Annotated in this window: 20 protein-coding genes and 1 pseudogene; 17 read left to right on the top strand and 4 right to left on the bottom strand. The window is 63.9% G+C overall.

What is annotated here, in order from left to right; genetic code table 11:
- Nucleotides 1-116: 116 nt before the first annotated feature.
- Nucleotides 117-740: a superoxide dismutase gene (locus ACOQPC_RS07360; protein ID WP_420607987.1), complete on the bottom strand. Its 624-nt coding sequence runs from the start codon at nt 738-740 to the stop codon at nt 117-119.
- A 143-nt stretch (nt 741-883) separates the two neighbouring features.
- Here ACOQPC_RS07360 and ACOQPC_RS07355 point away from each other — a divergent pair, with 143 nt between their 5' ends.
- The 8 genes from ACOQPC_RS07355 (at nt 884) to ACOQPC_RS07320 (ending at nt 7,690) form a co-directional block, all read left to right on the top strand.
- Nucleotides 884-1,249: a hypothetical protein gene (locus ACOQPC_RS07355; RefSeq protein WP_420607986.1), complete on the top strand. Its 366-nt coding sequence runs from the start codon at nt 884-886 to the stop codon at nt 1,247-1,249.
- Nucleotides 1,246-1,935, top strand: a complete 690-nt coding sequence (gene pyrF / locus ACOQPC_RS07350; protein WP_420607985.1) for an orotidine-5'-phosphate decarboxylase — start codon at nt 1,246-1,248, stop codon at nt 1,933-1,935. Before ACOQPC_RS07355 ends, pyrF begins: the two co-directional genes overlap by 4 nt.
- A gap of 132 nt (nt 1,936-2,067) precedes the next feature.
- Nucleotides 2,068-2,721, top strand: coding sequence for a phosphoribosylanthranilate isomerase (locus ACOQPC_RS07345; protein WP_420607984.1), 654 nt, complete (start codon nt 2,068-2,070; stop codon nt 2,719-2,721).
- Nucleotides 2,722-2,805: 84 nt separating this feature from the next.
- Entirely contained in the window at nt 2,806-4,044 is a 1,239-nt protein-coding gene (gene trpB / locus ACOQPC_RS07340) for a tryptophan synthase subunit beta (RefSeq protein WP_420607983.1), read from the top strand.
- Nucleotides 4,045-4,176: 132 nt separating this feature from the next.
- Nucleotides 4,177-4,635 carry an endonuclease domain-containing protein gene (locus ACOQPC_RS07335; RefSeq protein WP_420607982.1) on the top strand — a complete coding sequence of 153 codons (459 nt, stop codon included), beginning with the start codon at nt 4,177-4,179 and terminating at the stop codon, nt 4,633-4,635.
- Nucleotides 4,632-5,414, top strand: coding sequence for a tryptophan synthase subunit alpha (trpA, locus tag ACOQPC_RS07330; RefSeq protein WP_420607981.1), 783 nt, complete (start codon nt 4,632-4,634; stop codon nt 5,412-5,414). The genes ACOQPC_RS07335 and trpA overlap by 4 nt, the downstream gene beginning before the upstream one ends.
- Nucleotides 5,411-6,274: an acetyl-CoA carboxylase, carboxyltransferase subunit beta gene (accD, locus tag ACOQPC_RS07325; RefSeq protein WP_420607980.1), complete on the top strand. Its 864-nt coding sequence runs from the start codon at nt 5,411-5,413 to the stop codon at nt 6,272-6,274. The genes trpA and accD overlap by 4 nt, the downstream gene beginning before the upstream one ends.
- Nucleotides 6,275-6,394: 120 nt before the next feature.
- The gene (locus ACOQPC_RS07320; RefSeq protein ID WP_420608093.1) at nt 6,395-7,690 is read left to right on the top strand and encodes a bifunctional folylpolyglutamate synthase/dihydrofolate synthase; all 1,296 of its coding nucleotides are present in this window, start codon (nt 6,395-6,397) and stop codon (nt 7,688-7,690) included.
- A gap of 1 nt (nt 7,691) precedes the next feature.
- Here ACOQPC_RS07320 and ACOQPC_RS07315 read toward each other — a convergent pair whose 3' ends face one another.
- Nucleotides 7,692-9,044 carry an AmpG family muropeptide MFS transporter gene (locus ACOQPC_RS07315; protein ID WP_420607979.1) on the bottom strand — a complete coding sequence of 451 codons (1,353 nt, stop codon included), beginning with the start codon at nt 9,042-9,044 and terminating at the stop codon, nt 7,692-7,694.
- A gap of 75 nt (nt 9,045-9,119) precedes the next feature.
- On the opposite strand from ACOQPC_RS07315, the gene ACOQPC_RS07310 reads away from it, so the two are divergent.
- Nucleotides 9,120-10,097 carry a pseudouridine synthase gene (locus ACOQPC_RS07310; RefSeq protein WP_420607978.1) on the top strand — a complete coding sequence of 326 codons (978 nt, stop codon included), beginning with the start codon at nt 9,120-9,122 and terminating at the stop codon, nt 10,095-10,097.
- Between the two features lie 112 nt (nt 10,098-10,209).
- Here ACOQPC_RS07310 and ACOQPC_RS07305 read toward each other — a convergent pair whose 3' ends face one another.
- Nucleotides 10,210-10,410: a hypothetical protein gene (locus tag ACOQPC_RS07305; RefSeq protein ID WP_420607977.1), complete on the bottom strand. Its 201-nt coding sequence runs from the start codon at nt 10,408-10,410 to the stop codon at nt 10,210-10,212.
- A gap of 94 nt (nt 10,411-10,504) precedes the next feature.
- On the opposite strand from ACOQPC_RS07305, the gene rsmD reads away from it, so the two are divergent.
- Nucleotides 10,505-11,056 (top strand): 16S rRNA (guanine(966)-N(2))-methyltransferase RsmD, encoded by a 552-nt coding sequence (gene rsmD / locus ACOQPC_RS07300; RefSeq protein ID WP_420607976.1) that lies wholly within the window; start codon nt 10,505-10,507, stop codon nt 11,054-11,056.
- Nucleotides 11,057-11,091: 35 nt separating this feature from the next.
- Here rsmD and ACOQPC_RS07295 read toward each other — a convergent pair whose 3' ends face one another.
- The gene (locus ACOQPC_RS07295; RefSeq protein WP_420607975.1) at nt 11,092-11,649 is read right to left on the bottom strand and encodes a hypothetical protein; all 558 of its coding nucleotides are present in this window, start codon (nt 11,647-11,649) and stop codon (nt 11,092-11,094) included.
- A gap of 221 nt (nt 11,650-11,870) precedes the next feature.
- Between ACOQPC_RS07295 and ACOQPC_RS07290 the strand changes: the two genes are divergently transcribed.
- The 7 genes and pseudogenes from ACOQPC_RS07290 (at nt 11,871) to ACOQPC_RS07260 (ending at nt 17,807) form a co-directional block, all read left to right on the top strand.
- Nucleotides 11,871-14,144 carry an ATP-dependent helicase gene (locus ACOQPC_RS07290; RefSeq protein ID WP_420607974.1) on the top strand — a complete coding sequence of 758 codons (2,274 nt, stop codon included), beginning with the start codon at nt 11,871-11,873 and terminating at the stop codon, nt 14,142-14,144.
- Between the two features lie 57 nt (nt 14,145-14,201).
- Complete coding sequence (locus ACOQPC_RS07285) at nt 14,202-14,453, top strand: type II toxin-antitoxin system Phd/YefM family antitoxin (protein WP_420607973.1); 252 nt, start codon at nt 14,202-14,204, stop codon at nt 14,451-14,453.
- The gene (locus ACOQPC_RS07280; RefSeq protein WP_420607972.1) at nt 14,450-14,872 is read left to right on the top strand and encodes a type II toxin-antitoxin system VapC family toxin; all 423 of its coding nucleotides are present in this window, start codon (nt 14,450-14,452) and stop codon (nt 14,870-14,872) included. Before ACOQPC_RS07285 ends, ACOQPC_RS07280 begins: the two co-directional genes overlap by 4 nt.
- Nucleotides 14,873-14,876: 4 nt before the next feature.
- Nucleotides 14,877-15,002 (top strand): annotated as a pseudogene (locus ACOQPC_RS07275) (hypothetical protein); the annotation flags it as partial.
- 200 nt (nt 15,003-15,202) lie between these two features.
- Entirely contained in the window at nt 15,203-15,934 is a 732-nt protein-coding gene (locus ACOQPC_RS07270; RefSeq protein ID WP_420607971.1) for a DUF5131 family protein, read from the top strand.
- 1 nt (nt 15,935) lies between these two features.
- The gene (gene tcmP / locus ACOQPC_RS07265; RefSeq protein ID WP_420607970.1) at nt 15,936-17,087 is read left to right on the top strand and encodes a three-Cys-motif partner protein TcmP; all 1,152 of its coding nucleotides are present in this window, start codon (nt 15,936-15,938) and stop codon (nt 17,085-17,087) included.
- Between the two features lie 60 nt (nt 17,088-17,147).
- Entirely contained in the window at nt 17,148-17,807 is a 660-nt protein-coding gene (locus ACOQPC_RS07260) for a hypothetical protein (RefSeq protein ID WP_420607969.1), read from the top strand.
- Nucleotide 17,808 lies beyond the last annotated feature (1 nt).

Here is a 17,808-nt window from a genome sequence, read left to right as displayed (position 1 = left end):
TTGAATGGTCGGGGAGACAGGATTCGAACCTGCGACCCTCTGCTCCCAAAGCACATGATCGCCAAAGAAAAGCGCCGCCCCACCGGACGGCCCTTCTTTTTCAAACCCGTAAAAAATCAGCCGTCCTGATCGGCTCGCTCGACGCCCTTGCCATCGAGATTCTTCGCCACGAAGTCCCAGTTTATTGCATCGTCAAGCAGCGCGTCGATATAATCGGGGCGGGCGTTCTGGTAGTCGAGATAATAGGCGTGCTCCCACACATCGAGCGTGAAGACCGGCTTCTTGCCCTGATGCGCGACGGGCGTATCGGCATCGTGGAAGCTGGTGATAGCGAGCTTGTCGCCGTCCATCACGAGCCACGCCCAGCCGCTGGCGAAGTGGCCGGTGGCCTCTTCCTTGAACTTTTTCTTGAAATCGTCGACCGAACCGAAATCGCGGTCAAGCGCGTCCTTCAGCTCGCCCGAGGGCTTGCCGCCGTCCGGTGACAGGCATTCCCAGTAGAAGCTGTGGTTCCACACCTGCGCGCTGTTGTTGAACAGGCCGTTGTCGCCCTGGCTCTTGGCGTGAAGGATGACTTCGCTCAGCTTCGGGCTCGAAAGACCGGTCTTCTCCAGCGCGGCATTGGTCTTGTCGACATAGGCCTTGTGGTGCTTGCCGTAATGGTAATCGAATGTGTCCTCGCTGATCGTGTCGCCGAAGGCGGTCTTGGAATAGGGAAGCTCGGGAAGCGTGAACGCCATGGGAAAATCTCCGTTAGGATCGAGACTGAACTGTCTTCCGGTCAATGGCACAGCGCGCCGTTTGTTCCGGCGCGCAAGCCACTGGCGCTTTGCCCCGCCCTTTTCTATGCTCGGCACGATGACAGGCGGCGGAGGCGCGCGGAATGCAATTTCTGAAGACCTTGTTCTGGGTGGCGCTGGCGGTGGCGCTGGTGGTATTCTCGGCCAACAACTGGGAGCCCGTCTCGATCGGCCTGTGGGGGGGCTTGCGCATGGACACCAAGTTGCCGGTGCTGGTGATCGGCGCATTCCTGGTCGGCTTCCTGCCGCTCTACCTCGTCTATCGCACGATGCTGTGGCGCATGCGTCGCCGCATCGCCACGCTGGAGGCGACGGGCCGCCCGGCTGCGATGGACAGCGAACGCCGTTACGAGCGGCCGCTCGGTGAACCCGCGAACGAACCAATGTCCGACGCTCCGCTGTCGCACGACATCCCGCCACCCGCCAGACCGGGACCGTCGGCGGTATGACCAACCCGCTCTATGTCGCGATCGATACGCCTTATCTCGATCATGCCTGCGTACTGGCGAAAAAGCTGAAGGGGCAAGTCGGCGGGTTGAAGCTCGGTCTCGAATTCTTCTGCGCCAACGGCCATCACGGCGTGCACGAGATCGCGCATTTGGGCATGCCGGTCTTTCTCGACCTGAAGCTGCACGACATCCCCAATACCGTGGCCAAGGCGATGCAGGCGATCCATGTGCTCGAACCCGCTATCGTGACCGTCCATGCCGGCGGCGGGCGGGCGATGATGGAGGACGCCAAGGCGGCGGCGGGCGTTGAAACCAAGGTCGTCGGTGTGACGCTTCTCACCAGCCTCGACGAACAGGATATGGCGGCGACCGGTCTGAACGGCTGCGCGCACGATCAGGTCACGCGCCTCGCCGATCTGGCGGCCGAGGCAGGGCTCGACGGTATCGTATGCTCGGGCCATGAGGTGAAGGCGGTGCATCGGATGTGGAAGGACGGCTATTTCGTCGTTCCGGGCCTGCGCCCCGCGGGCGGCGACGAGCCAGACCAAAAAGCGGGCGATCAGAAACGCACCGTCACGCCGCGTGCCGCGCGCGATGCCGGGGCCAGCGTGCTGGTGGTCGGCCGCCCGATCACCAAGGCCGAGGACCCGGTGGCAGCCGCGCGAGCGATCGCGGCGACTTTGTAAGATCGAACAGAATACCACATATGTCGCCCCTGCGCCGGCAGGGGCCTATCCCGCATTTCCACAAGCACGTCGGACAGATGGGATGGGGTCCCGCCTTCGCGGGAGCGACGTTTTGAATGAGCAGAGTAGCCGATGACCACCAATGTCAAAATCTGCGGGCTGTCCACGCCGGAAACCCTCGATGCCGCGGTCGATGCCGGCGCCACGCATGTGGGCCTGGTCCATTACGAACCCAGCCCGCGGCATGTCTCGCTGGAGAATGCCGCCAAGCTGCGCCGCCGCGCGCCGGATCATGTCAAGGTCGTGCTGCTGCTGGTCAGCGCCGACGCGCTCACCACCGGCACCGCCCTGCAGACGGTGATGCCCGACGTGGTTCAGTTCCACGGCCGTGAGACGCCCGAATGGCTCGCCGCGATCCGCAAACAAACTCCGTTCGAGGTGTGGAAGGCGTTCGGCGTGCGCGATGCCGGGCAGCTCGCCCATGCCTACCGATATGATGAGGCCGCCGACCGGATGCTCTATGATGCGCCCGCCAAGAAACTGCCCGGCGGCAACGGCATCGGGTTCGACCGGTCGATCCTCGCCGGCCACGACCATCACCTCCCCTGGGGTCTTGCGGGCGGGCTCGATCCCGATAACGTCGCGAACGCCATCGCCGCGACCGGCGCCCCGCTGGTCGATGTGTCCTCGGGCGTCGAGCGCGCGCCCGGAGTCAAGGATGTGGACTTGATCCGCGCCTTCTGCGAAGCGGTGCGGGCATTCGACACCTCATCCCGTTCGGGCTGAGCCTGTCGAAGCCCTGCTTTTCTTCTGCTGGCTTGACCAGGACAGGACAGCCCTTCGACAGGCTAAGGGCGAACGGAGATTGCGTTGAACGAACCGCTCACACCTAACAGCTTCCGCTCCGGCCCGGACGAACGCGGGCATTTCGGCGTGTATGGCGGGCGTTACGTCGCCGAAACGCTGATGCCGCTGATCCTCGACCTGGAGCGCGAATACCGCGCCGCGAAAGAGGATGCGGCGTTCCAGGAGCAGTTCGACGATCTGCTCGAACATTATGTCGGCCGCCCCTCCCCGCTCTACTATGCCGAGCGGCTTACGAGCCATGTCCGCGCCAGTGCCCCCGCCGGGAAAGGCGCACAGATCTGGTTCAAGCGCGACGAATTGAACCACACCGGCGCGCACAAGATCAACAATTGCGTCGGGCAGATCCTGCTCGCATTGCGCATGGGCAAGACCCGGATCATCGCGGAGACCGGCGCTGGCCAGCACGGCGTGGCCACCGCCACCGTCGCCGCGCGCTTCGGCCTGCCCTGCGTCATCTACATGGGCGCGCGCGACATGGAGCGGCAGGCGCCCAACGTGTTCCGCATGAAGCTGCTCGGCGCCGAGGTGATCGGCGTGGAGAGCGGCGCGCGCACGCTGAAGGACGCGATGAACGAGGCGCTGCGCGACTGGGTCGCCAACGTCCATGACACTTTCTACATCATCGGCACCGCGGCGGGTCCGCATCCCTATCCCGAACTGGTGCGCGATTTCCAGAGCGTGATCGGCACCGAGGCCAAGGCGCAGCTGCACGCGCGTACGGGCCGCCTGCCCGATCTGCTGGTCGCGGCGATCGGCGGCGGCAGCAACGCCATCGGTCTGTTCCACCCCTTCCTCGACGATCCCAGCGTCAAGATGCTCGGCGTCGAAGCGGCGGGGGAGGGCCTGGAGAAGAAACACGCCGCCAGTCTGGCCGGCGGCGCGCCCGGCATCCTGCACGGCAACAAGACCTATCTGCTGCAGGACGCGGACGGCCAGATCGCCGAGGCGCATTCGATCAGCGCGGGCCTCGACTATCCCGGCATCGGCCCGGAGCATAGCTGGCTGAAGGATTCGGGCCGCGTCGATTATGCGTCCGCGACCGACGAGGAAGCGCTCGCCGCCTTCCAGCTGCTGTGCAAGACCGAAGGCATCATCCCCGCGCTGGAACCCGCCCACGCCATCGCCAAGGTGATCGAAGCGGCGCGCGCTATGGACGAGGATAGCATCATTTTGGCGAACCTGTGCGGGCGCGGTGACAAGGACATTTTCACCGTGGCCGAAGCGCTGGGGGTGGCGATATGATATGTCCTGCCCCTCTCCCAACCCCCTCCCCTGAAGGGGAGAGGGCTATTACGCCGCCACCCTCTCCCCCTCAGGGGAGAGGAGCGAGACTTGGCGGCTTGCCGCCTAGTCGCAGCGGAGAGGGGCGTGCTTGTGCGTGACAAGAAGCTCATCGCGCGGGCCAAGAGTATGCGCCGCGAGCCCACCGAACCGGAATATCGGCTGTGGCTGCACCTGCGCGCCGAGCGTTTTCAAGGCGCGAAATTCCGTCGGCAAAAGGTGATTGGCCCTTATATCGTCGACTTCGCCTCGCGCGGCCCGATGCTGGTGATCGAGGTCGATGGTGACACCCATGCCGGGCGCGAGATGCACGACGCCGGACGCACCCGCTATCTGGAAACGCAAGGCTACCGTGTGATCCGGGTGAGCAACATCGACGTGATGCGCAATATGGACGGCGTGCTGCAATATCTTGGCGAAGCGCTTGCCCCTCTCCCAACCCTCTCCCCTGAAGGGGAGAGGGCTATTACACCGCCACCCTCTCCCCTTCAGGGGAGAGGAGCGAGACTTGGTGAGCGAAGCGAGCCTAGTCGCAGCGGAGAGGGGCTATGACCCGCCTCCACGCCGCCTTCACAAAACCCCACCCCGCGCTCGTCTGCTTCATCACCGCAGGGGATGGCGACACCGCGGCCAATCTCGACGCGCTGGTCGCGGGCGGGGCGGACGTGATCGAGCTCGGCATGCCGTTCACCGACCCGATGGCCGATGGCCCCGCGATCCAGGCGGCCAATCTGCGCAGCCTGGGCAAGGGCACGACCACCGCCGATATCCTGTCGATTGCCACCGGCTTCCGGGCGCGCCACCCGGACGTGCCGTTGATCCTGATGGGCTACGCCAATCCGATGGTGCGGCGCGGGCCGGAATGGTTTGCCGATGAGGCGTCCAAAGCAGGCGTGGACGGCGTGATCTGCGTCGATCTGGCGCCCGAAGAGGACGCCGATCTCGGCCCGGCATTGCGCGCCAAAGGCATCGCGCCGATCCGCCTCGCCACCCCCACCACCGATGCCGCGCGCCTACCCACCGTGCTGGATGGTGCGAGCGGCTTCCTCTATTATGTCTCGGTCGCGGGTGTCACCGGCAAGCAGCAGGCGTCGGGCGGCAGCATCGGCGCAGCGGTGGCCCGGCTTAAGGCCGCGACCGATTTGCCCGTCGCCGTCGGTTTCGGCATCCGCACGCCCGCCCAGGCCGCCGAGGTGGCGCGCGTGGCGGACGGCGTGGTGGTCGGCTCGGCCATCGTCGAACTGATCGCCGAGCATGGCAAGGATGCGCCGGGGCCGGTAAGAGACTATATCGCTTCCTTGTCCGAAGCCGTCAGAAAGGCACGAAAATGACCTGGCTCAACCGCGTTCGCAACGCGATCCCCTTCGTCGCCAAGCGCGAGACCAGCGAGCAGCTGTGGCACAAGTGCAAGGGCTGCGGCGAGATGGTGTTCCTCAAGGAATATGACGACAACCAGCATGTCTGCCCGAACTGCGACCATCACGGCCGCATTCGCCCGGACATGCGGTTCAAGGCGCTGTTCGACACCGGCAGCTGGAAGACGCTGCCGACCCCGATCGTGCGCGAGGATCCGCTGAAATTCCGCGACACCAAACGCTATACCGACCGGCTGAAACAGGCGCGCCAGGCGACCGGCGAGAGCGACGCGCTGGTGAACGCGATCGGCGAGATCGAGCAACGGAAGGCCGTGATCGGTGTGCAGGATTTCGCCTTCATGGGCGGCTCGATGGGGCTTGCCGTAGGCGAGGCCTTTATCCTCGGCACCAGGGCGGCAATCGAGAACAAGTGCCCCTACATCATTTTTACCGCCAGCGGCGGCGCGCGGATGCAGGAGGGCATCTTGTCGCTCATGCAGATGCCCAAGATGACCGTCGGCGTGCAGCGGCTGAAGGATGCCGGGCTGCCCTATATCGTGGTGCTGACCGACCCGACTTCGGGCGGCGTGATGGCGAGCTATGCGCTGCTCGGCGATCTGCATCTGGCCGAACCGGGCGCGACCTTGGCGTTCACCGGACGCCGCGTGATCGAGAACACGATCCGCGAGAAATTGCCCGACGATTTCCAGACCAGCGAGTATCTGCTCGACCATGGCATGATCGATATGATCGTCCACCGCCACTCCTTGCGGGAGCGGCTGGGGACGTTGATGGGGTATCTGATGGCGGGACGCGCGAAGAGCGGGGCGGTTTGACCTTCTCCCCTCCCGCTTGCGGGAGGGGCCGGGGGTGGGCCTGTGAGGTTCGCATGCGATGCTGAACTTCTCCATGTGGGTCCTTCCCACCCCTAACCCCTCCCGCAAGCGGGAGGGGGACTGATGGACGGCGCCACCTCCTCCGATCCCGCCGTGCAAATCCAGCTCGACCGATTGAACGCACTCGCGCTGCCGCAAGGTGGGCTCGGGCTCGCGAAAATGCGCGTGCTGATGGAACGGCTCGATCATCCCGAACGCAGGCTGCCGCCTGTCTTCCACATCGCCGGAACCAACGGCAAGGGCTCCACCGCCGCCTTTCTGCGCGCGATGTTGGAGGCCGACGGCAAGCGCGTCCACGCCTATACCAGCCCGCATCTGGTGCGCTTCAACGAGCGTATTCGCATCGCGGGCACGCTGATCGACGACGCGCTGCTTGGCGACCTGCTGGCCGAGGTGCTCGATCTGACGGGCGATCTGGGCGCGAGCTTCTTCGAGATCGGCACCGCCGCCGCCTTCCTGGCGTTCGCGCGCACCCCCGCCGATGCCTGCATCGTCGAGGTCGGGCTCGGCGGGCGGCTCGATGCGACCAACCTCATCCCCGCGCCCGCCGTCACCGGCATCGCCGCGCTGGGCATCGATCATGAGGCGTTCCTGCTCGCCCCGGAAGACGGCGCGCCGGCCGATGCGATGACGCGGATCGCGTGGGAGAAGGCGGGCATCGCCAAGCCGGGCGCGCCGCTGGTGACGCAGGCCTATTCCGTGCCGATGGCGGAAGCGATCGCGTCGGTGGCGCAGCGGGTCGGCGCGCCGCTCGCCCCCCGCGGCGCCGGATGGGACGCCGCCGTTCGCGCGGACCGGCTGCACTACCGCGATGATTGGGGCACGCTCGACCTGCCGCTCCCCACCTTGCCCGGCGCGCATCAGGCCGACAATGCGGCGCTGGCGGTCGCCATGCTGCGGCATCAGGATGTGCTGGCGATTACGGAGGAGGCGATGGCGGTTGGCATCGCCGAGGCGCGCTGGCCCGCGCGGTTGCAGAAACTGTCGCCCGGGCCGCTGGCCGCGCTGCTCCCCGGCACCGAACTCTGGCTCGACGGCGGCCACAACCTCAATGCGGGCGAGGCGCTGGGCGCGTTCTTCCGCGCGCGCGGGCCGGTGCACCTCGTCATCGGCATGCTGGCGAACAAGAATCCGGACGCGCTGCTCGGATATCTGACGCCCGAATCGATCATCGCCGTGCCCGTGCCCGGTCACGAATCGCATGAGGCCGAGGCGTTCCGCTACGCCCGCGCCGCCCCCGATGTCACGGCGGCGCTGCGCATGCTGGCCGATGCTGCGCCTCGGACCGTGCTGATCGCAGGTTCGCTCTATCTGGCGGGCGACGTGCTGCGAAAGAACGGGCAAATCCCGGACTAAGCTAGCTCTGCGCTTCCGGCTCCTGCACGATCTCTTCGGCTTCCTCGGTCCCGGCGGTGCCGATCGACCGGTCGACCAGGCCGGAACGGATCATCCACCAGAACAGAACCACGCCCGGCACGGCCGCAGCGGTGGTGAGCAGGTAGAAGTTCACATAGCCCAGCCCCTCGATCAGGCCGCCCGCCGTGGTGCCCGTCAGGAACCGTCCGACGATACTTGCCGCCGCCGAAAGCAGCGCGAACTGGGTTGCGGTGAACCTCAGATTGCACAGCGCGGAGAGATACGCGACCACCGCCACGCCGCCGATACCGCTTGCAAAATTCTCGAAGCCGATGGCACAGGCCATCGCCCAGTTGCTGTGGCCGATGGCCGCCAACGCCGCGAAGCCGAAATTGGATACCGCCATCAGGATCAGGCTGATCAGCACCGATCGTTTCATGCCCAGCTTTGCGTACATAATGCCGCCCACGAACACGCCGACCAGCAGCGCCCAGAACCCCAGGCCCACATCGTACAACGCGATCTCATCATTGCTAAACCCCAGATCCTCGAACAACAGCCGAAAGGTGAGGTTCGCCAGCGTATCGCCGATCTTGTGGACCAGCACGAACAGGAGGACGACGATCGCGCCCGAGCGTTTGAAAAATTCTGCGAGCGGGCCGACATAAGCGATCGCCGCCGCAATCGGTCCTTTCAGCGGTTTGGGTTCCTGCCGCCGCGCGGGCTCACCCATGATCAGGCCGGTGAAGAATGCGAACAACGCGAAGAAGCTGCAGGCGATATAGGCCGCGCTCCAGCCTGCCCGCGCCGCCACGATCAGCGCCAATCCGCCCGCCGCCGCCGCGCCGATGCGCCAGCCATATTGGCTCATGCCCGATCCCACGCCGAGCTGGCGCGGCTCGAGCAGTTCGATGCGATAGGCGTCGATCACGATGTCGAAGGTGGCACCCGCCACGCCGACGAGGATCGCGGCGATGGCGACCTGGCCAATATCCGCCTGTGGATCGAGCAACCCGAGATAGATGATCGCGGCCATCACGAAGGCCGCGCTCAGCCACAGCCAGCTCACCCGCTGGCCGATGCGGCCGATGATCGGCAGTTTCACCGTGTCGATCAGAGGAGCCCACAGCCATTTGAAATTATAGGCGAGGAACGTCAGAGCAAAGGCGGTGACCGTCGATTTCTCGATGCCCGCCTGCGCCAGCCGTGTGGACAGCGTCGCCGCGATCATCGCAAAGGGAAAGCCGGAAGAAATGCCAAGCGCCAGCGCGGCGAGCGGCGCGGCCTCGGTGTAAGGGCGAAGACCTTCGGGCAACGAACGCCGCCAGCCGCTATATTCGACGGTTTCGGTCATATTTCACGTCCCCTTTGAAGGCCTCGGGGTCTGCCGCCCCTTGCCGCTCACTCATCCCTCGTCCATTGCGCGAGCATGAACGATGGACGCAAGCAAAATAGCGGTGACCGGACCAAGCGACCGCCGGATCGGGCCAGAGACGCGAAACGCCCTCCGCCCAAGCGCGGCACCAAGGCCAGCGCCAAACCGGCCAACCCTCCATCGGACGCACTGGCAACCGGGAAAGCCGCTCCCGACAAACCCAAGTCTGGCAAGATGACCGGACGGCTCGGCGCCTGGTCGCCGGTCGCGGGGCCCAAGGGCGCTGAAGGCGGCGGCCCCGGCGGCGCGGGCAAGGACGAATCGCGCATCGCCAAACTGCTGGCGCGCGCCGGAGTCGCCTCGCGCCGCGAGGTGGAGCGGATGATCGCCGAGGGCCGCGTCGCCATCAACGGCAAGGTGCTGGACACGCCCGCCACGCTGCTGCGCGATCTGGGCGGCGTCACGGTCGATGGACGCCCGGTCGGCGCTGCAGAGCCGCCCCGGCTCTTCGCCTATCACAAGCCGTCGGGGCTGCTCACCGCGGCGCGCGATCCGATGGGGCGGCCCACGATCTACGACAAGCTGCCCCCCGGCCTGCCCCGGCTGATGCCGGTCGGGCGGCTCGATCTCAATACCGAGGGGCTGCTGCTGCTCACAAACGACGGCGAGTTGAAGCGGCTGATGGAGCTGCCGAAAACCGGCATCGAACGCACCTACCGCGCGCGCGCGTTCGGCGATATCAGCCAGGAACAGCTCGAGGGGCTGATCGAGGGCATCGAGATCGAGGGCATGCGCTACGGCAGGATCGACGCCAATCTGGAACGCCGCACCGGCCGCAACCAGTGGATCGAGATGACGCTGACCGAGGGCAAGAACCGCGAAGTGCGCAACGTGCTCGAACATCTCGGCCTGCAGGTCTCCCGCCTGATCCGCACCCGCTACGGCCCGTTCACGATCGGCGATCTGAAGGCCGGCGACGTCAGCGAAATCAAGAAGGCGGACCTGGAACGGTTTGTGAAGAGTCTGGCCTAAGCTCCTTTCCCCTCGGGAGAGGTAGCGAAGCTTGGCGCGTCAGCGCCTAGCGCGGCTGGGTGAGGGTGACCGGGCTGTCGAAACACACCGTTCGAAGTGGGTTGAGGTCAGCTCATTCTCGCGGTTGCGCTCGAACCTTCGGGTTCGCCATCGCCCGCGCAATCTCGGCCATCACCGTTTCGATATCGAGCGCATCCGGTTCGGCCACCGGCTCGGGCCCCGTGTCATGCCCCTGCAGCGCGCCCTCGATCCGCCCCAGCAATCCGCTGGCATCCCGGCGCGCCTGCGCCGCATGTTTGCCGTGTGCGTTCATAGGCTTGTTCCCATGACGCCCGTGATGGCGGCGGGCGGGTTAACAAGGCGCTAAGCTTGCCAGTCTATCCACCGGAGATTAGCGCGCTTGCCCCATGAGGATCATTTCCGGACAATGGCGCGGACGGCGCCTCGGCGCGCCCAAGGGCGATGCCACCCGCCCCACCGCCGATCGCACGCGCGAGGCGCTGTTCTCGATGCTGACCAGCCGCCTGGGCTCTTTCGAGGAGCTGAGCGTGATGGACCTGTTCGCCGGTTCCGGCGCGCTCGGCCTGGAGGCGCTGTCGCGCGGCGCGGCGCATTGCCTGTTCGTCGAGCAGGACCGCGCGGCGCTCGATGCACTCCGAGCCAATGTCGCGGCGCTGTGTGCTGGCGGCGCCGCCGATATACGTGCCGGATCGGTGATGGCGCTCGGGCAGGCCCGGCGTGCCTATGATGTGCTGCTGCTCGATCCGCCCTATGGCAGCGGCGCGGGCGCGGTGGCGCTCGACAAATTGCAGCGGCAGGGCTGGATCGCCCCGTCGGCCTGGATCGGGCTGGAGACGGCCAAGAACGAGCCCGCCAATGCCGCCGATTTTATCGTCGAAAGCGACCGGCGCATAGGAAAAGGGCGGCTGACGCTGCTGCGCCCGCCGCCCACATCTTGACATATCGATCAGCCTAAATGGCTGACGATATCATGTCACTTCCCGCCGGGATTCATACAATTGTCGGTCACCGTGCGGCTGCACTTGGGATAGTCCTTGTTCATCGCCGCTGCCGGCGGTGCGGTACGCGCGCCACTGTTAGCCATCTTCTGCGTACCGGTAGCCATGCTATCCTTCGCCATCGCTCCGGTAGCCATATTGTCCTGCGCCATGGCTCCGCCCGAGTTGTTCATTGCAGGCGCTGCGGGCAGGCCGGCAGCTTTTCGAATCTGCATCCAGGCCTGCTGGCGTTGAGCCATCGGAAGCGCCCAGAGCTGCGAACGCTGTTCGGCGCTGAGAGCAAAATACAGACCCTTCTGCTGCAGATCCCAACCGTCGAATTGCACCTTCTGATCGGCGGTCAGCCCATTGTAGATGGTCATCTGCTGCGGCGTCATCGTCGGACTCTGCTGCATCGGCATATTGTCGTCTTGCATGGCGGCATCGTCCTGAGCTTCCATGTCGTCGCTGGACATATCGTCCTGCATCTGCGCCTGAACGGCGGTCGCGCCGAATGCGATGATCGCAGCGCTCGTCAAAATAAGCTTTTTCATTGTAAACTCTCCGTAGCTGGCTTTGGGTCTCGTCAACCTCTGTCGTTCAACCCATGGAACCGAAACGAAGTTCCTTCGCTCGACCCGTTTCCACGTCGGTTTCGTCTGCCACTCGAACATCTGGGCGCAATCAAGACACGGTCTGGCGTTTGTGCGCCCCATGCACGGCGTGCTTGCCCGAGCGCGCCGCGTTCCCTACCTGTTCACCGATGTCCGAAAACATGTCCGATCGCGCGCAGATCGCCGAACCGCCCTATCTCCGCGGCCTCAACCCCCCGCAGCGCGAGGCGGTGACGACCACCGAGGGGCCGCTGCTGATGCTGGCGGGGGCGGGCACCGGCAAGACCGCGGCGCTGACCGCGCGGCTGGCGCATATCGTCCACAGCCGTCTCGCCTGGCCGGGCGAGATCCTGGCGGTCACCTTCACCAACAAGGCCGCGCGCGAGATGCGCGAGCGGATCGGGCGGATGGTCGGCGACGCCGTCGAGGGCATGCCGTGGCTGGGCACCTTCCACGCCATCGGCGCCAGGATGCTGCGCCGCCACGCCGAACTGGTGGGGCTGAAATCGAACTTCACCATCATCGACACCGACGACCAGCTGCGCCTCCTCAAACAGCTCATCCGCGACGCCGATCTGGACGAGAAGCGCTGGCCCGCCCGCAGCCTCGCCTCCTTGCTCGACCGCTGGAAGAACAAGGGGCTCGGCCCTGGCGATCTCGACGCCGGCGAGAACGAGGCGTTCGCGAACGGCCAGGGCCGGACGATGTACCGCGCCTATCAGGACCGGCTGAAGGCGCTCAACGCCTGCGATTTCGGCGATCTGCTGCTGCACAATCTGGTGATCCTCAAGACCCACCGCGACGTGCTGGAGGCCTATCAGCGCCGCTTCAAATATATCCTGGTCGACGAATATCAGGACACCAACGCCGTCCAGTATCTCTGGCTGCGGCTGATCGCGCAGGCGCGCCGGAACATCTGCGTGGTCGGCGACGACGACCAGTCGATCTACAGCTGGCGCGGCGCGGAGGTCGCCAATATCCTGCGCTTCGAGAAGGATTTTCCCGGTGCCAAGACCGTCAAGCTGGAGCAGAATTACCGCTCCACCCCGCAGATTCTCGCCGCCGCCTCCGGGCTGATCGACGCCAATTCGGGCCGTCTCGGCAAGACGCTGTGGACCGAGGGCGCGGACGGCCCCAAGGTCAAGGTCGTCGGCGTGTGGGACGGGCCGGAGGAGGCCCGCCATGTCGGCTCGGCGATCGAGACGCTCATGAAGGACGGCGTGTCGCTGGACGAGGTCGCCATCCTCGTGCGCGCCGGCTTCCAGACCCGCGAGTTCGAGGACCGCTTCATCCAGATCGGCCTCGACTACCGCATCGTCGGCGGCTTCCGCTTCTACGAACGCGCCGAAATCCGCGACGCCATCGCCTATCTTCGCATCGTCAACCAGCCGGCCGACGACCTGGCGTTCGAACGCATCGTCAACCAGCCCAAACGCGGCATCGGGCAAAAGGCGCTGGAGACCATCCACCGCGCCGCCCGGGCCGAGGGCGCGCCGCTCTCGATCGGCGCCGCGCGCCTCGTCGATACCGACGAACTCACCGGCCGCGCGCGCAATTCGCTCGCCGCGCTGGTCGGCGACATCGCGCGCTGGCGCAAGGCCGCGGCCGAGCTCTCCCCCGCCGAGCTGGTCCGCCAGATCATCGACGAGAGCGGCTACAACGCCATGCTCGATGCCGATCGCACGCCCGAAGCCGCGGGCCGCAAGGAAAACCTCACCGAACTCGCCCGCGCCATGGAGGAATATGAAACGCTGGGCGACTTCCTCGAGCATGTCAGCCTGGTGATGGACAATGACGCCGCCGCCGACACGCCCAAGGTCACCATCATGACCATCCACGCCGCCAAGGGGCTGGAGTTCGAGCATCTGTTTCTGGCGGGGTGGGAGGACGGCGTGTTCCCCTCGCAGCGCGCGCTGGACGAAGGCGGGCTCGCCAGCCTGGAGGAGGAGCGCCGCCTCGCCTATGTCGCCATCACGCGGGCGAGGCTGACCTGCACCATCACCCACGCCGCCAACCGCCGCATCTACGGCCAGTGGACCAGCTCCATCCCCTCCCGCTTCATCGCCGAACTGCCCAGCGACCACGTCGAAGAAGAGCGCACCATGGCCGGAGGCGAAAGCCTCTGGCGCGCCAACTGGACCGCCGAAGCCGACCCGTTCGCGAACGTCGCCAGAGGCGCGGGCCGCGGCCCCGGCTGGCAGCGCGCGGTGGCCGCGGGCGGCAGCGGCGGCGCCGACGGCAAGCTGCCCGAAAACCACAGGAGCGCCGTCAGCCTGGGCAACAAGGGGCGCAGCGACGTGAGTGTAGGCCAGCGCGTGTTCCACCAGAAATTCGGCTATGGCACGGTGGAGGAAATCGAAGGCAACAAGCTGGAGATCGCGTTCGAGCAAGCGGGCCGGAAGCGGGTAATGGATAGGTTTGTGGAAGTGGGGTGAAATCTTGCAAATGGCCCCTCCCGCGAATATAGTCACCAAACTGGTCAGGAGGCCGCGATGAGCAAATTGGAACGCATCAAGCTGGCCGATGCCAAGGCGCATCTGAGCGCGCTGATCGACCGCGCCGAAGCGGGCGAGAGCATCGAGATCACCCGCCACGGCAAACCCGCCGCCCGGCTGGTGCCGATCGAGGCGGCGAAAAAGCCGGTCGATATCGCGGCATTGAAAAAGCTGACCGATACGCTACCCTATCAGAAAGTCTCTGCAGGCGAGTTCATGCGCCAATTGCGGGACGAAGAACGCTATTGAGTGTCTATCTGGACACATCGGCGATTACGGCGGCGCTGACTCAAGAAACTCAGACGGCGCGGATGCAGGCGTGGCTTGGTGAACAAGCGATTGGCGCGCTCTTCATCAGCGAATGGGTGGTTACGGAGTTTTCAAGCGCCTTGGCTAAAAAGCACCGAATGAAGGAACTGACGAGCGAAAAATATGCCGAGACTCTGAAGACCTGGCGCAGCTTACGCGAAATCAGTTTCAATATCCTGCCCGTCACCACCGCCCATTTCAAAGCGGCGGCGGCGCTGCTCGACGCCACCGATCTGAACCTGCGCGCGGGCGACGCCCTCCACCTCGCCATCGCCGCCGACCACAAGCTGCGGCTGCTGACGCTGGACACGCGCATGGCGGAGGCGGCGGAGGCGATCGGTGTGGCGGTAGCGGTTTAGCGACATGCGCCTGTTTCACCAGAAATTCGGCTATGGCACGTTGGAGGAGATCGAAGGAAACAAACTTGAGATCGCGTTTGAGCAGGCGGGCAGGAAGCGGGTTATGGATAGCTTTGTCGAGGTGGGTTGAGGCTTATCCCCCTCCCGCTCGCGGGAGTGGCCAGGGGTGGGCGCAAGCGTACACAGTCAAGCTAGCTGCGGCGCCAGCCGCATTCGCACAACTGCTCTATGGGAAATATTGTTGCAACAAGACCACACAGAACGGAAAAGGAACAAAGTTGTTTATCCACATATTTGTTCACAGCTGTCGCTATGCTAGACGCATCAACTATGGCGGAAAGCAGCTCTATCGAATGGACCGATGCTACCTGGAACCCGGTCACCGGATGCACCAAAATCACGGCCGGGTGTGAAAATTGCTATGCACATCGATTCTCAGAACGATTTCGTGGCGTTGTGGGCCATCCTTTTGAAAACGGCTTCGATCTGACTCTACGGCCAGACCGTTTGGATCAACCAAAGCGCTGGAAGCGAGCGCGAATGATTTTTGTGAACTCGATGAGCGACCTGTTCCACAAGGATGTACCGCTCTCGTTTGTTGATCAAGTGTTTGACACCATGGAAGAAGCGGATCACCACACCTATCAAGTGCTAACCAAACGAAGTTCTTTAATGCGAGATTATTTGCAGCGTCGTTATACGAAGAGATTCCCACCAGACCATATCTGGATGGGCGTTTCGGTTGAGGATCGACGCGGAGCTTCGCGTATAGAGCATTTACGTGCGTCTGTTTCGGCTGTCAGATTTCTCTCCGTCGAACCGTTAATTGGATCCGTGGGTAAAATAGATCTGTCTGATATTCATTGGGTTATAGCCGGAGGAGAGAGCGGGCCGAACGCTCGGGTGATGCATATAGAATGGGCTCGGGAAATTCGGGATGCGTGCGCAGAACAAGAAGTCCCGTTTTTCTTTAAGCAATGGGGCGGTTTTCGACCAAAAACTGGCGGGCGAGAACTCGACGGACGCGAATGGAACGAGTGGCCAATGAAGGCAAGCGCATAAAATGCCCGACAAGGGTTTTTACGATGGGCGAGAACAGGCTCTCGTAAAACATACCTTTATAGAAAGATATTTGAGAGACCAACTTCCGAAGGTCTCAAGATTTGGCACCTTTACGTTCGTAGACCTTTTTGCCGGCCCATGGAAATCTCGATGCGAAAGCTATAGCGACACATCGTTCGGAATAGCTATGATTCAGATGCGCTTAGCTAAACAGCGCCAGGCTGACTTAGGCCACAGCGTCCGAATGGTCGCCCACCTTGTCGAAAAGGAGAACTTTGCCGAACTCGAGATGGCAGTCGCTGGAATAGAAGACATAGAAATTCACCTATATAATGGCCGCGCGGAGGATCATGCCTCAACGATACACCGTAAGATCGGCGCTGATGGCTTCCGTTTTATTGTCATCGATCCAAAGGGAATCCCTGACCCCACGAAATTTTCCGAATTAATTGCTGCTCCGAATTCGGAGGTTTTGATCAATTTCATGTTTCAATTCGCAAACCGGTTTGCACATACCGAGAAGATGCCGCCTTTAGGCCGATGGCTAAGCTTAGTCGCTTCAAACAGCGATTGGCAGACCGATCTTGGAGAGTTGACCGGGCAAGAGCGCGAGGACCGGATTACTGATATGGCGCGCGAAGCGCTCGCCAAGATTGGAGGATACGATTTCGCTCCTTCAATTACGGTCGATGAGGCAGATGCCGACCGTACTTTATACAAACTCATATATCTTACTCGCCACGCTTTAGGTCTGAAGGTGTTTCGGGATGCGCAATCGCTCGCTCTCGAAGTTCAATCGAGTATGCGGTCAGAGCGCAAAGCAAAGAAGAGAAGCCAAACTTCTGGCATGGAAGATTTGTTTGCAAGTGAGGGCGTGGTGGTCACCGGCGAACGGAGCGCGAAATTTCTTGAACGTGGACGCCGTTTGGGCAAGCAATCTGCGCTTCAAACCATACAAGCCGCTGGTTCAAAGGGACTGACTTGGAAGAAGGTTTGGACTGGCGTACTCGACGATTGGCCGATTACCGAGAAGGAATTGGCATGGGAATGTTCTAAATGGAAAAACGATGGGTTGGTCCAAATTTCAGATTGGGGGAAATCTAGACGGCCGAACGACGCTCAAATTATTTCAATGTCGGATTTGACCCTCTAACACTGCAATCGTTCCCACTTTGTTCTTTCCTACAACCCCCTCCCATGCCACACTCCGCGCATGACCGACTCTGCGCCGCCCTCCCCCGCCTCGTCCTCTGCCGACGAGCCCGATCCGCTCGATTTCACCCCTGTCCCCTGCCGCACGCGCCACGGGTGGACGGCGGCGCGGCAGCGGGGGTTTATTGCGGGGCTGGCGCGGATCGGGCTGGTGAAGCCGGCCGCGGCGGAGGTGGGGATGAGCCGGCAGTCGGCCTATCGGCTGCGCTCGCGCGCCGGAGCCGAGAGTTTCGCGGCGGCGTGGGACGCGGCGGTCGAACTGGGGCTGGGCGCGTCCTGCTCGGCGGCGATCGAGCGGGCGCTGAACGGGGTGGTGATCCCCTATTTCTACGGCGGGCTGCAGCGCGGCGCCTGGCGGCAATATGACAACCGCCTGTTGCTCGCGGCGCTGCAGGAAGCCGAGCGCAAGCGCGGGCTGCCCGTCGCCCCGGCGGGAGGTTCGACCGAACCGCCGCCACCGGCGGTCGATATCGGCGAGCGCTTCGCCGAGGCACTGCGCAAGGTGGCGCGCGACGCTCCGGCGCTCCAGGCGAACCATGAGCGGGCCGAGGCGGCCGAGGCGCTGGCCCGCAACGGTTCACCGCAATTTCCCGCCCCCATCCCTGTAACCCGTGTCACCCTAGAAAGACGAAAGGACGCCGGAACGATGAGAGGAGAATAGA

It is taken from the genome of Novosphingopyxis sp., assembly GCF_965218915.1.
GTDB lineage: Bacteria > Pseudomonadota > Alphaproteobacteria > Sphingomonadales > Sphingomonadaceae > Novosphingopyxis.
The sequence above is the reverse complement of the archived record's forward strand: the minus strand, read 5'-3'. Positions and strand labels throughout refer to the sequence as shown.

Excerpts from the sequence above, each read along its gene's own strand:
- ACOQPC_RS07360 (WP_420607987.1), bottom strand. The coding sequence starts at position 740 with ATGGCGTTCACGCTTCCCGAGCTTCCCTATTCCAAGACCGCCTTCGGC.
- ACOQPC_RS07355 (WP_420607986.1), top strand. The coding sequence starts at position 884 with ATGCAATTTCTGAAGACCTTGTTCTGGGTGGCGCTGGCGGTGGCGCTG.
- pyrF (WP_420607985.1), top strand. The coding sequence starts at position 1,246 with ATGACCAACCCGCTCTATGTCGCGATCGATACGCCTTATCTCGATCAT.
- ACOQPC_RS07345 (WP_420607984.1), top strand. The coding sequence starts at position 2,068 with ATGACCACCAATGTCAAAATCTGCGGGCTGTCCACGCCGGAAACCCTC.
- trpA (WP_420607981.1), top strand. The coding sequence starts at position 4,632 with ATGACCCGCCTCCACGCCGCCTTCACAAAACCCCACCCCGCGCTCGTC.
- accD (WP_420607980.1), top strand. The coding sequence starts at position 5,411 with ATGACCTGGCTCAACCGCGTTCGCAACGCGATCCCCTTCGTCGCCAAG.
- ACOQPC_RS07315 (WP_420607979.1), bottom strand. The coding sequence starts at position 9,044 with ATGACCGAAACCGTCGAATATAGCGGCTGGCGGCGTTCGTTGCCCGAA.
- ACOQPC_RS07310 (WP_420607978.1), top strand. The coding sequence starts at position 9,120 with ATGAACGATGGACGCAAGCAAAATAGCGGTGACCGGACCAAGCGACCG.
- ACOQPC_RS07305 (WP_420607977.1), bottom strand. The coding sequence starts at position 10,410 with ATGAACGCACACGGCAAACATGCGGCGCAGGCGCGCCGGGATGCCAGC.
- rsmD (WP_420607976.1), top strand. The coding sequence starts at position 10,505 with ATGAGGATCATTTCCGGACAATGGCGCGGACGGCGCCTCGGCGCGCCC.
- ACOQPC_RS07295 (WP_420607975.1), bottom strand. The coding sequence starts at position 11,649 with ATGAAAAAGCTTATTTTGACGAGCGCTGCGATCATCGCATTCGGCGCG.
- ACOQPC_RS07290 (WP_420607974.1), top strand. The coding sequence starts at position 11,871 with ATGTCCGATCGCGCGCAGATCGCCGAACCGCCCTATCTCCGCGGCCTC.
- ACOQPC_RS07285 (WP_420607973.1), top strand. The coding sequence starts at position 14,202 with ATGAGCAAATTGGAACGCATCAAGCTGGCCGATGCCAAGGCGCATCTG.
- ACOQPC_RS07270 (WP_420607971.1), top strand. The coding sequence starts at position 15,203 with ATGGCGGAAAGCAGCTCTATCGAATGGACCGATGCTACCTGGAACCCG.
- tcmP (WP_420607970.1), top strand. The coding sequence starts at position 15,936 with ATGCCCGACAAGGGTTTTTACGATGGGCGAGAACAGGCTCTCGTAAAA.
- ACOQPC_RS07260 (WP_420607969.1), top strand. The coding sequence starts at position 17,148 with ATGACCGACTCTGCGCCGCCCTCCCCCGCCTCGTCCTCTGCCGACGAG.